Annotated in this window: 15 protein-coding genes; 11 read left to right on the plus strand and 4 right to left on the minus strand. The window is 37.6% G+C overall.

The window, feature by feature from the left end; genetic code table 11:
* Positions 1-109: 109 nt before the first annotated feature.
* Positions 110-247: a site-specific integrase gene (locus ED2_RS15180; RefSeq protein ID WP_229090111.1), complete on the minus strand. Its 138-nt coding sequence runs from the start codon at positions 245-247 to the stop codon at positions 110-112.
* A gap of 317 nt (positions 248-564) precedes the next feature.
* Positions 565-735, minus strand: coding sequence for a hypothetical protein (locus ED2_RS15755; RefSeq protein WP_005879469.1), 171 nt, complete (start codon positions 733-735; stop codon positions 565-567).
* 549 nt (positions 736-1,284) lie between these two features.
* Here ED2_RS15755 and asnB point away from each other — a divergent pair.
* On the plus strand, positions 1,285-3,180 hold the full coding sequence (gene asnB, locus ED2_RS13040; RefSeq protein ID WP_016176439.1) for an asparagine synthase (glutamine-hydrolyzing): 1,896 nt from the start codon (positions 1,285-1,287) through the stop codon (positions 3,178-3,180).
* Positions 3,181-3,467: 287 nt separating this feature from the next.
* Here the strand turns inward: asnB and ED2_RS13045 are convergent, their stop codons facing one another.
* Positions 3,468-3,929 carry a DUF2188 domain-containing protein gene (locus ED2_RS13045; RefSeq protein WP_005879473.1) on the minus strand — a complete coding sequence of 154 codons (462 nt, stop codon included), beginning with the start codon at positions 3,927-3,929 and terminating at the stop codon, positions 3,468-3,470.
* Between the two features lie 230 nt (positions 3,930-4,159).
* Here ED2_RS13045 and rpmG point away from each other — a divergent pair, with 230 nt between their 5' ends.
* Both rpmG and ED2_RS13055 read left to right on the plus strand, forming a co-directional pair.
* The gene (gene rpmG / locus ED2_RS13050) at positions 4,160-4,324 is read left to right on the plus strand and encodes a 50S ribosomal protein L33 (protein ID WP_002320810.1); all 165 of its coding nucleotides are present in this window, start codon (positions 4,160-4,162) and stop codon (positions 4,322-4,324) included.
* 156 nt (positions 4,325-4,480) lie between these two features.
* A complete protein-coding gene (locus ED2_RS13055) occupies positions 4,481-4,987 on the plus strand; it encodes a dihydrofolate reductase (protein ID WP_005879475.1) in 507 nt (168 codons plus the stop codon).
* A gap of 429 nt (positions 4,988-5,416) precedes the next feature.
* Here ED2_RS13055 and ED2_RS13060 read toward each other — a convergent pair whose 3' ends face one another.
* Positions 5,417-6,370 (minus strand): iron-hydroxamate ABC transporter substrate-binding protein, encoded by a 954-nt coding sequence (locus ED2_RS13060; RefSeq protein ID WP_005879477.1) that lies wholly within the window; start codon positions 6,368-6,370, stop codon positions 5,417-5,419.
* A 167-nt stretch (positions 6,371-6,537) separates the two neighbouring features.
* Here ED2_RS13060 and ED2_RS13065 point away from each other — a divergent pair, with 167 nt between their 5' ends.
* The 8 genes from ED2_RS13065 (at position 6,538) to ED2_RS13100 (ending at position 12,465) form a co-directional block, all read left to right on the plus strand.
* Positions 6,538-7,344 (plus strand): ABC transporter ATP-binding protein, encoded by an 807-nt coding sequence (locus ED2_RS13065; protein ID WP_005879479.1) that lies wholly within the window; start codon positions 6,538-6,540, stop codon positions 7,342-7,344.
* Positions 7,341-8,330, plus strand: a complete 990-nt coding sequence (locus ED2_RS13070) for a FecCD family ABC transporter permease (protein ID WP_005879481.1) — start codon at positions 7,341-7,343, stop codon at positions 8,328-8,330. Before ED2_RS13065 ends, ED2_RS13070 begins: the two co-directional genes overlap by 4 nt.
* Positions 8,327-9,328, plus strand: coding sequence for a FecCD family ABC transporter permease (locus tag ED2_RS13075; RefSeq protein WP_016176440.1), 1,002 nt, complete (start codon positions 8,327-8,329; stop codon positions 9,326-9,328). The genes ED2_RS13070 and ED2_RS13075 overlap by 4 nt, the downstream gene beginning before the upstream one ends.
* Before the next feature lie 272 nt (positions 9,329-9,600).
* Positions 9,601-10,146: a 5-formyltetrahydrofolate cyclo-ligase gene (locus tag ED2_RS13080; protein WP_005879486.1), complete on the plus strand. Its 546-nt coding sequence runs from the start codon at positions 9,601-9,603 to the stop codon at positions 10,144-10,146.
* Between the two features lie 12 nt (positions 10,147-10,158).
* Positions 10,159-10,857 (plus strand): rhomboid family intramembrane serine protease, encoded by a 699-nt coding sequence (locus tag ED2_RS13085; protein ID WP_005879488.1) that lies wholly within the window; start codon positions 10,159-10,161, stop codon positions 10,855-10,857.
* 20 nt (positions 10,858-10,877) lie between these two features.
* Entirely contained in the window at positions 10,878-11,090 is a 213-nt protein-coding gene (locus tag ED2_RS13090) for a YqgQ family protein (protein ID WP_005879489.1), read from the plus strand.
* Complete coding sequence (locus tag ED2_RS13095; RefSeq protein ID WP_016176442.1) at positions 11,090-12,052, plus strand: ROK family glucokinase; 963 nt, start codon at positions 11,090-11,092, stop codon at positions 12,050-12,052. Before ED2_RS13090 ends, ED2_RS13095 begins: the two co-directional genes overlap by 1 nt.
* A gap of 17 nt (positions 12,053-12,069) precedes the next feature.
* A complete protein-coding gene (locus tag ED2_RS13100) occupies positions 12,070-12,465 on the plus strand; it encodes a rhodanese-like domain-containing protein (protein ID WP_005879493.1) in 396 nt (131 codons plus the stop codon).
* Positions 12,466-12,564: the final 99 nt, after the last annotated feature.

A 12,564-nucleotide genomic window follows, 5' to 3' on the forward strand; every position in this document is an offset into this window, starting at 1 on the left:
CATTATCCTATAAAAGAAGCAAAAACGTTGATATACAAGTGACAGCTTGCAACGTTTTCGCTTCTTTTTATTTGTGTGAATACGTCTTTGAATACGTTCTGCTTAAATATCAATATATTTTGCGAATTGCGCTGCTGTTTCTTCTTTTGTCTGTAATATGAATATATAGATCCATAGTGATTTGAATAGAAGAGTGACCTAAACGCTCTTGCACATCTTTAATATTTGCACCAACTTCTAAAAGCAAACTAGCATGTGTAAGTCTAAGACCATGAATGGTAATTCGTTTAAGATTATTTTACATGGATGAGTACGGATTCTACTAATCGCTCCTGTAAAGTAAGAATTAAAAAGAGGTTGGGACATAAGTGTTTAACTCCGAGAAATAAGCCGAAATTCACGAAAATTGCTTTTCAAATTTTTGTGAATTTCGGCTTATTTCCGAAGGAGTTGCTTCTGCTCCCACCGTTTATTCGTTTTTAAAGAATAAGACAAAAGTGTTTCTTACTTTTATCCCACTCTCTTCCTAGTAGATTTATACATCTGATATTAACGAAGAAAGGTTCAATTTCCATTGTAAGTTCCATCTTTGCTGAACAAATAATAGATCAACATTCCCAAACCGATGAGGGCAATGATACTTCCTGCAATCGGGACCCAGTTGGCATATTCTTCTGCTAACATAAGTATCGCACCACCAACAAACATGAAGCCAGCTGCTAATAAATTTTTCATTTTGGTTAACCTCCATTCTTGTTGTTTATCTATAGAGTAATAAATAATCTTCATTTGATCTATCCCTGAACGGCTTAATGAGAGCGCTTTATTCTATTGTACATTGGCCAGCTACTCATAGCAAAAATTTTGTACCAGATTGTCAGGATTCGAACCAACGAGCTATTGAGTAAAAGTTCGTCTAACTCAGCTAATAGAGGAGGTGCGAAAAATTACTTTTTCAGTGTCCAAGATCGGAGTAGATCAATTTGAAAGCTGATACATAAATCATACGAGATATTGAATTGTCATAGATGTAAATTGTATTCATGATTAAGTAACAAGTATTATTTTTAAAACCTGGAATAAAAGATAGCGCCGTAGCAAAAAAAGTGGTAAATTAGTTGACGAGCCTTCTTTTTTTTATAAGATAAATGTAAGGTTTCAATTTATTTTCATGTGACGAAAGTGTAAGGGTGTAATTACTCGTTCTATGCGTGTTTACTATGATAAGATGCACATGAACGGATATTAATGAGTGTAACTATTTATTTAGGATGTGAAAAATAGATGTGCGGAATTGTAGGATTTGTTAATAACAAAGATAATAAAAAAACAATAGTGAATGCAATGATGGATCGAATCGTTCATCGAGGACCAAATAGTGCTGGAGAATATATTGATCAATCTGTTGCTTTGGGGTTTAGACGTTTAAGTATCATTGATTTGGAAGGCGGTTCACAGCCTATTTATAATGAAGATCGTACGAAAATCATTATTTTCAATGGTGAAATTTACAATTACCAACCTTTGAGAGAAGAATTGATCAAGGCAGGTCATATTTTCCAAACCCACGCAGATACAGAAGTATTGTTGCATGGATATGAAGAATGGGGTACTGATCTTTTACAAAAAGTACGTGGGATGTTCGCATTTTCTATTTGGGATAATGAAAAAAATGAATTATTTGGGGCACGTGACCATTTTGGTATCAAACCTTATTATTATGCTGAAATGAATGGAACATTCATGTTTGGATCAGAAATAAAGAGTTTTTTACCACATCCAGATTTCAAAAAAGAATTAAATAAATCAGCGTTGAAACCATATATGACTTTCCAATACTCACCATTGAATGGCGAAACATTTTTCAAGGGTGTCCACCGCTTACCAGAAGGCCATTATTTTACGTATAAAGATGGACAACTGGATATCCAACAATATTGGGATGCCGACTTTGAAACAAAAGGAGAACACTCAAGACAAGAATGGATCGACAAGATTGATGAAACAGTGCAGTCTTCTATTGCAGCACATAAAATAAGCGATGTAGAAGTCGGTTCATTCTTATCTAGTGGTGTTGATTCTAGTTATGTGACTTCAGTGCTTAAACCAGATCATTCGTTTTCTATTGGATTTGATGACAAGACGTATAACGAAGCAATCGAAGCGAGAAAATTGACTGAGCGTTTGGATCTAGACAATACCGCGGCTGTGATCGATGGCGATATGTCCTTCAAGGCTTTTCCTTTGATCCAGTATCATTTAGATGAACCTGATTCAAATCCTTCATGTGTGCCGCTCTATTTTTTAGCAAATCTAGCATCGCAAAGTGTGAGAGTTGTCCAATCTGGTGAAGGCGCAGATGAACTATTTGCTGGTTACCAAACGTATGGATTCCATACTAATTCAAAATTTATTCGTGTAATTGCGCAAGGATTGAAAAAATTGCCTAAAGGGACAAGATATAATCTTGGCCGTAAAATTGGTAAAATGAAAAATTTCCATGGGAGAATTCATTTATACGAATCTCTAGCACCTGCTAAAGAATATTTTATCGGGCATGCACGGGTATTTGAAGAAGCGGAAGCTGCAGATATTTTAACTGATGATTTCCAACAAGCGCCAACAGTCAAGGATATTATGGCTGCTCATTATGCGAACACAGATAAAATTGCTGATGAGGTCAATAAAATGCAGTATGTCGATCTTCATCAATGGATGCCGAAGGATATTTTGCTGAAAGCTGATAAACTTTCAATGGCAAGTTCTCTGGAAGTCCGAGTGCCTTTATTGGATATCGAAGTCATGAAACTGGCACAACAGATTCCAAGTAAATATCTGTTGAATCAAAACAACACGAAAGATGTTTTCCGCCAAGCAGCGAATAAACATCTACCAGAAGAATGGTCGAACCGAGTGAAATTAGGCTTCCCTGTACCAATCAAAGCTTGGTTAAAAGAAGACCATGGCTATCGACAAGTAAAAGAATTATTTGAAGCAGATTTTGCGAAAGAATTCTTTGATCAAGAAAAAATCATGAAGTTATTGAATGATCATTATGAAGGCCGTAAAGAAGAACAACGGAAAATTTGGACGATTTTCAGCTTTTTGACTTGGTACAACGTGTTCTTTGTTGAAGAAACAGTTCCTCAAGCAGAAGCAATTGATTATGTAACTGTCTGAAGCTAAGTTTTTTTCTGACAATTATTCAAAGTGAAAGAGGCTGGGACAGAAGTGTTTAACTCCGAGAAATAAGAAGAAATTAATGAAAATTGCTTTTCAAATTTTTGTGAATTTCGGCTTATTTAAGAAGGAGTTGCTTCTGCTCCCACCGTTTATTTGTTTTTAAAGCATGAGACAAAAGTGTTTCTTACTTTTGTCTCATGCTCTTTTTGCTCAATGATATCCAACTGATGGGGTTAAATTCTCCCCATCCACGATAGTAAAAAATCAAGGTGTGTTGGTTGGTGTTAATTCTTTTCAGCAGAATAGCTGATTTCTTTTTCTTTGCTGTCATCTTTTTTGTAGATGGTCAAAGTTGTTTCTTTATTTTGAGCGATCTCTTTGCCTTTTTCAATGGCTTCTTTTTTTGTTGCAAAGCGTTGACTTGCTTTTTTTGCGCCATCTGATATGACGATCCATTGATCCTCTTCAAATCTGACGTTCACATTGGCATTGATCAACTCTGATGCTCGTGGATTTTTTTCGTGTTTGTCTGTTTTAGAGGGATTTTTTTCTTCTGAAAATTCTTTTTTCTCTGATTTGTCAGCATTTTCATACCATTCCTTTGCCTGCTTGATCGCAATAGGGATCGCTCGGTCATCTGGATATCCATCAGCTAATAACGCATTGCCGATAGCAATGGCTTTTTTTCGAACAAGTTCTTCTAGGTTTTTCATTGAAGGTGGGTAGTCTGTCATATTCCATGGCATGAATGTTTCCTCCTTTAAATGATTGTATTATTCTTCTTGCATTTCCTTCTATAATCCATAGTGTAAACGTAAGCTATAAAAAAGAAAAAGAATTTGTTTACAGCATCATGATTTATTCTTTCTTCGTCAAGTAAATCTACTTAACAAATTTCAGGAAAAGGCTAGTAATCTGGTGGAAATCATGGTAAGATAGTCAAGTCTGAGAGTCATCTTAGAGGATTCTAGTAAAAATGGGAGGGAAAAACATGCGCGTAAACATTACTTTAGAATGTACTTCTTGTAAAGAACGTAACTATTTGACAAGCAAAAACAAACGTAACAACCCTGATCGTTTGGAAAAACAAAAATATTGCCCACGCGAACGTAAAGTTACTTTACACCGTGAAACTAAATAAGCATAAATAAAGTTCTTGTTCATTTGTATATGATGGATAAGACTTAGCAAAAAGGACTGGACATCTGAGGATGGTTCAGTCTTTTTTGCTTAATAACTGGTTATTTTTTCGATAAATGTGTATGCTTTTTATAGCATACCGGAGAGGATGAGACAGATGTTTATTTCAATGTGGGCACAAGATAGAAATGGGTTGATCGGCAAAGATGGGTTACTTCCATGGAAATTGCCTAATGATATGCGTTTTTTTAGAGAACATACAATGAATAGAATATTGGTGATGGGGAGAAAAACCTACGAAGGCATGGGAAAATTGTCCTTACCCTACCGAAAGATTATCGTCTTAACAAGCCAAACTGATTTTAAAGTAGAAGAGAACGCAGAAGTGATGCATTCAATTGAAGAACTACTTGCGTATGCGAAGAATTGTTCAGAGGATATTTATGTATCGGGTGGCAGTCGGATTTTTCAGGAATTATTACCAGAAACTGGGATTATTTGGCGTACATTGATTGATGCTACCTTTGAAGGAGATACATTTATCGGTGAAATCGATTTTTCCGATTTTGATCTGGTGGAAGAACATGTGGGCATAGTTGATGAAGAAAATCAGTATCCTCATCGTTTTCAGAAATGGCAAAGACGAGTGGCGGAGGCTGAATGAGGCTGGGACAGAAGTGTTTGATTCTGAGAAATAAGAAGAAATTAACGAAAATTGCTTTTCAAATTTTTGTGAATTTTGGCTTATTTCCGAAGGAGTTGCTTCTGCTCCCACGCTCATCATGTTTAAAATGCCTAATAGAACATGCGCAGTATTGAAGTATTTTTATCAAAATGCAAAAAAAAATGATTTTGATGCGTAACAGAGAAACCAAATTTTGTATCTTTCTTTGAGCGATTATCTGAAATTGCTTGATTTTGATCCTATAAACGATCGATCATTTGAGAAAAAGCGAATAAGTTAATTGATTTTGAAAAAAATAGAAAAAGAGCCTTGGACCAATGGAATTTTTCCTTAAAAGTTCGATTGAATCATCGAATGATACGGAGAAATATTTCATTGGAGACAAGGCTTTTTTCATGATAGTGATTCTTAGTTTAATCGTTCTTTGATATCGTCGACCATTTGTTCACTCGCAATAGGACCATTGTATAGCCAACTTGATTCAGGGCCAAACTCTAATACATTGTTTGCTTTGACTGCTTTAAGATTTTTCCAAGTGGCTTCGTTGAACATGGCTGCTTTTTTATCACTGTTGACTAAAATAATATAGTCTGCATCTAATTCTGCTAGTTTTTCAGAAGAAACAGCAGACCAATCAGAAGTGGCTTCTTTAGAAACTTCTGCAACTAGAGGAGGGACTCCAAACTGCAAATCACCGTAGACGATTCGTCCGCTTGAACGATTTTCGCTTACCATGAAAGCAGAATTATTGGTTACCCATAAGACTGCAGCTGTTTTGCCATTGATCTTATCTGCTAATTCGGTGCGTGTCTCTGTGACTTTTTTCTGGTAATCAGAGATGATCTTATCTGCTTGTTCCTTTTTATCAAGGACTTTTCCGATATCTTTCAGTTGTGTTTCCCAAGTGACCTCTGTGCCATTTTCTACGACGTAGGTTGGAGCAATCTTACTATATTGATCGTATTTGCCACCTTCAACTGTAGCAGAAGAGGAGATTAGTAATAGATCAGGTTCAAAACTCAAAACTTTCTCGTAAGGGAGGTCATAGGAAATGGTAGGAACACCTTTAAGCTCGCTTTGCAGATAATCTTGGATTGAGCCACTGCCAACTGTCCACTGTGCTACTGGTTTTTCTCCTAATGCAATCAGATAGTCTTCCAGATAACTACCGATGATTCGTTTCGGTTGATTGGGTATTGCGACTTTATGACCTAAAGTATCTGTTACAGTATGCGTTGCGTTAGTAGATTCTGTTGTAGAAGTCTCGGCTGTTTTTGTTTTGTCTGTTGACGAACAGGCTCCTAAAAGACCAATCAACAATAAAGTACTAGTGATTGTACATAATTTAGTTTTTAGATTCATTTTTTTCCTCCATCTTTAATTGAGAATCTTTCTCATTTGCTATTATTCATGATAATAGAAGTGGTGTCAACCGTTTTTAGAGAAGTTCTAAGGGGCAAAGTAATGCTTGACGAATTTGTGAAGTGCCTTCATAATTGAGAATGATTTTCAATGGAAGGGTGAAAAAAATGACAATACTGGAAGCCGTTGATATTTCGACAGGTTACCTGAATAAGCAGATCAGTGAAAAATTATCTGTTAAGATCCCTGAAGGAAAAATTACCAGTTTAATTGGACCAAATGGTAGTGGTAAATCCACTTTATTAAAAAGTTTTACACGAATTCTTCCCGTTCAAAAAGGAAAGATCATGGTAGCGGGTTCTGATATTGCGACATATGCACCAAAAGAATTAGCGCGAAAGATTTCATTGCTGGCACAAAGTAGTGAGCATCCTTTAGGCATGTCGGTAGAAGAAGTTGTTTCATATGGACGTTATCCTTATCAAAAACTTTTTAGCGGAATGAATGAAAAGGATCTCTCTGCGATCGATTGGGCATTAGAGGTCACTCATTTGTTGGAGTTTCGTGAAAGAGATTTAGCTAGTTTATCTGGTGGACAAGCGCAAAGAGTTTGGATTGCCATGGCGTTGGCGCAAGAGACGGATATTTTGATCTTGGATGAACCAACCACGTATTTAGATCCAGCCCATCAATTAGAAATCTTAGAATTGTTAGTAGAAATCAATCGTGCAAAGCATACGACCATTTTGATGTCCATCCATGACATCAATCATGCTTCACGTTTTTCAGACTGTTTGATTGGGATGAAGGATGGGAAATTGGTGGTGCAAGGAACGCCAGCAGAAGTAGTCACAAAAGAATGGATGCGTGAAATCTTTGAAATTGATGCACAGATCGTCCAACTTCCAGAGACGAATAAACCTGTCTTTCTATCTTACGATTTGATGACTAGTCGTAAGGAGGGAGAAAAGTGAAACAGAAAAGAAAAGTTTTTACGCTTGTATTGTTTATAGTAGCCATCTTCATTATTTTTGTGATTTCTTTATCAAATGGGGCAGTGTCTATCGGCTTCTCCAATTTGTGGCGGGCAATTTTTCAGTTTGATGCTAGTGTTCAAACACAACAGATCATACGAACGATTCGGCTCCCTAGAATCTTAGGTTCTTTTTTGGTGGGAAGCTGCTTTGCACTTAGTGGTGCGTTGATGCAAGGGGTGGCTAGGAATAATTTAGCGGACTCTGGATTACTTGGTATAAATTCGGGGGCATCGCTAGCAATGGCAGTCAGTTTTATTTTTTTGCCAAAAACATCAGCATTTGGTGTGTTCTTGATTTCGTTATTAGGGTCGTTCCTAGTTACGTTACTTGTATTTTTTTGTTTGAGTCTTTCTAGGGTGGGGATGAATCCCATTCAGCTTATTTTAATTGGTGTGGCAATTAGTTCCTTTTTTACTGCTATTAGTCAAGCATTGACCCAATTGTTTGATCTTCAACAAGATTTGGCTTTTTGGTTTGTCGGAGGAGCTGCAAACATAACTTGGCAGCAACTAAAAGTGATTGCGCCTGTTTATATAGTGGCAGTTGGTTGTTCGTTTGTACTAGGTAAATCTGTTTCTTTAGTAAATCTAAGCGAGGCACATGCTTTGGCTCTTGGAGGACATCCTAAGCGGACTAGGATCGTCGTATTTTTATTAGTAGCTGTTTTAGCAGCAATTGCAGTTTCACTGGTAGGTCCAGTATCATTTATTGGCTTGATGGTGCCTCCGGTGGTTCGAGGCTTAGTTGGTTCGGATTATCGGTATGTCTTACCTGCATCATTCTTATTAGGTGGGGGATTCGTGATGTTTGCGGATTATGTGGCGCGAATGATCAATCCACCCTTTGAAACTCCTTTTGGTCTAGTGGTTGCATTGATTGGTGTTCCGTTCTTATTGTTTCAAGTTAGGAGGGAACATGCATGAAAAAGATCCAATATGCTATCTTTATGTTGTTTTTTTTACTTGTCATTACTTCACTAGCTAGTCTGATGATCGGCACTCCATTTATTTCTCTAGATCAGATCTTCGACTTGATGGTAGGAAAAGGGCAAGCTCTCCATTCTTTGGTGGTGTCTGAATTTCGGCTGCCTCGCTTATTGATTAGTCTTGTTGCGGGTTTGAGCCTTGGGGTGTCCGGTTATTTACTACAAGGAGTGACTAGAAATGAGTTAGCGGACTCTAGTTTATTAGGAATAAACGCGGGTGCGGGATTTTTTGTGATGCTGTATCTAGGATTCTATGCAAATGACTCTTCCCCGTTTTTATTGTTATTGGTAGCTTTTTTAGGAGGCGCTTTTGCGGCGTTCTTAGTATATGCCGTTGCCCATAAGCGGAATGGACTGCTTGGCATGAACCGCATTTTACTGGCAGGTATCGCTGTGAATGCAGGGTTATCTGCTTTGATGTTATTGTGTACGATCAAGTTGTCAAAAGAAAGCTATGGATTTGTTAATTCTTGGCTAGCAGGTTCGATTTGGGGAGCAAGTTGGCCATATGTATGGGTATTGATCCCTTGGGCAGCTGTTATACTCATTCTTACGGTATTTTTCAGTGGCCGGATCGGACTATTATCCTTAGGGCAAGAAAGAGCACGTAGCTTGGGCTTGAATGTAACAAGAAGTCAGCAGATCCTTTTATTACTTGCTGTCGCTTTAGCTTGTGGAAGTGTTGCTGTTGCTGGTAGTCTTTCTTTTGTCGGTTTACTTGCACCCCATGCAGCAAAACTAATCGTGCGACGAGAAAATCAATGGTCATTTCTTTTAAGTGGATTATTTGGCGCACTTTTTGTCAATAGTGCTGATAGTATTGCTCGAATCATTCTACCAAGCGGAGAAATCCCTACTGGAATCTTGATTGCCATCATTGGCGCACCTTATTTCTTGTATTTACTATTTTCCAAACAAAAACAGATTCTAAGTTGACCTAGCTTTAAGAAGAGTCTAGTACAAAAATGTTTGTTTTCGAGGACTAAGAAAAGATTTGTGAAATTACTTTTTAAATTTTATGGATTTCGGCTTATTTCCGAAGGAGTTGCTTCTGCTCTCGCCGTTTATTCGAGAGTCTGTAGCAAACCTGATTTTTTTAATTTGTCCCACATGCTCTTCTTTTTAAAGAAACTGCATTTATTTGAAAAGTTAAATTGCTATTTTGAGCATTTTCCGCTACCATTTTAACAAGAGGAAGGGTGACTTTTTTGGAACGTACAAAAGAAGACCTGCGGAAATTTGGTATACAACAACTGCAAAGGATAGCCGAGAGTGGCGAGAAAGAAGCAAAAGAACGAAAGCTCTATCAAAAATTGTATGAAAGCAGCAAGTGGCAAAAGGCAAGAACTATTGGGCTAACAATAGCGAATGGCTTTGAAATTTCGACCCAACCGCTTATTGAATCAGCTCAAAGTGCAGGGAAAAGCATCGCTGTTCCGAAAACACTACCTAAACGTCAAATGGCTTTTTATCAGGTTGATCAAGAGACAACATTTGAAAAATCAAGTTTTGGTGTGTTTGAACCAATTTCTGATCGGTATTATTCGCCTGATGAAATTGACTTGCTGATTGTCCCGGGGATTATTTTTCATGAATGTGGGTATCGCATCGGTTTTGGCGGAGGATATTATGATCGATATTTGCAAAATTACCCCAATGCTACGTGCAGCCTTGTTTTCCATGAGCTTATCAATAACGAATGGCTCCCTGAAAGTTTTGACAAAAAAATCCAACAACTATTTACGGATGTTTAAAAGGAGGATTTCATGAATTATCAACAACAGATAAAATTAAAGGCTTGGTTAAGAAGGCCGATCATCACTTACTTTTTCTTGGCAATCCAGACAATCGTATTCTTAGCGATGGAATTCATCCCATCAAATAATATTGCTGCATCTATGGGAATGTATGGACCATTCGTCGTTTATATGAATGAATGGTGGCGATTCATCACACCTATCTTTATCCATTTTGGTCTGATGCATTTTGCCATGAATTCATTGATTCTCTATTTTATGGGTGAACAAATTGAAACGCTCTATGGGCATTGGCGCTTTTTTATAATCTACCTATTCAGCGGAATCATGGGGAATGCAGCTAGCTTTGCGTTCAATCAAGCCGGTGTCCTTTCTGGTGGGGCAAGTACCTCATTATTTGGATTGTTTGGCGCATTATTCATATTAGGTTTTCATTTCAAAAATGATTATCAGGTAAGACAAATGATTCGTCATTATATGCTGTTTATTGCGATGAGCTTTGTTTTTGGTCTCATGGATACATCGGTGGATATCTGGGGACATGTGGGAGGAATCATTGGTGGTTTGCTTTTAGGGAATTGTTTAGGTTTACCCAAAAAAATGACCGATTATTCGATCCATCAGCGAATACTTTCACTTCTAGTTTTTGGATTTCTTTTAATAATATGTGTTTTATTGGGTTTAAAAAAATATGGATTACTTGTATAATATGAAGGAAGTGCTTAGAGATGGAGAGCTTGTATGATGTGCAACAACTATTCAAAAGGTTTGGCATCTTTGTCTATGTGGGGTCACGTATCTATGATATTGAGTTGATGACGATCGAATTGAGGAATCTTTATGATAATCGGTTGATCGATCATGATACATACATGACAGCGTGGCATATACTGAAAAGAGAGCACCGAGTAGAAGAAAGCCGAAAGAAAGGAAACTTGTAATGGACAAAAAAATTATTGGGATTGATTTAGGTGGTACAACAGCAAAATTTGCAATTTTAACACCGGAAGGAGAAATTCAACAAAAGTGGAGTATCGATACCAATATTTTGGATGATGGCACGCACATCATTCCTGAGATTGTTGAATCAATAAATCATCGTTTGAATTTATACAACATGAAAGCTGAGAATTTTATTGGGATCGGTATGGGGACACCTGGTAGTGTCGACAGCGATGCTGGAACAGTCATTGGTGCCTACAATTTAAACTGGACTGAACTTCAATACGTAAGAGAGCAAATTGAAGAAGGTACAGGAATCAAATTTGCAATCGACAATGATGCCAATGTGGCAGCTTTAGGTGAACGATGGAAAGGCGCTGGGGAAAATGACCCAGACGTTATCTTCGTTACGTTAGGAACCGGTGTGGGCGGTGGTATCATAGCTTCTGGCAACTTGATCCATGGCGTTGCTGGTGCTGGGGGCGAAATTGGCCATATCACAGTTGATCCAGAAGGTTTTGAGTGTACTTGCGGTAAACGTGGCTGTCTTGAAACAGTCTCAAGCGCAACTGGTGTGGTTCGTTTAGCACGCTTCTTAGCCGAAGAATACGCTGGTGACTCAACACTTAAAAAGATGCTTGATGATGGTGAAGAAGTGACAAGTAAAGACATCTTTGAATTGGCAGAGGGCAATGATCCTTTTGGTTTGATGGTTGTAGACCGCGTATGCTTCTACTTAGGTTTGGCTTGCGGCAATCTAGGGAATACAATGAACCCTTCAAGCATCGTTCTAGGTGGGGGCGTTTCAGCTGCAGGTGAATTTTTACGCAGCCGTGTAGAAAAATATTTCAATCAATTCACATTCCCACAAGTAAGAGAATCAACAAAAATCAAATTAGCGGAATTAGGAAATGAAGCCGGTGTGATCGGTGCTGCTTCATTAGCCTTGAAGTTTGCTTAACAAAGTGGAGGAATTATATGGTTTTATGGGTTATTAACATCGTATTGCTACTAATTATTCTTGCAATCGTATTTTGGGAAGTCTATTTGCGAGTAATGGCAAAACGTTCTGCGAAAACGCTGGAAGAAGAAGAATTCCGAGAAAACATGCGAAAAGCACAAGTCATTGATGTTCGTGAAAAAGATGTTTTTGATGCGGGACACATCCTAGGCGCAAGAAACATTCCTTATACAGTTTTGAAAGATTCACTAGGATCGATTCGTAAAGACCAACCAGTGTACATTTATGATCAAAAGAAAAGTTTAAGCATACGTACAGCAAATAAACTAAGAAAAGCTGGCTACAAAGATATCTATATCTTAAAAGGTGGATATGATGGTTGGTCAGGTAAAGTAAAAAGTAAAAGAGTGTAACATTTCTTCAATACTTGAAGGAATCAGTAAAGATCCTTTTAAAAAGTCTGAGTATCTGAAAATATTTTTTATATTTTCAAGATTCTTAGACTTTTTCGG

This window comes from Enterococcus durans NBRC 100479 = LMG 10746, assembly GCF_001544215.1.
GTDB lineage: Bacteria > Bacillota > Bacilli > Lactobacillales > Enterococcaceae > Enterococcus_B > Enterococcus_B durans.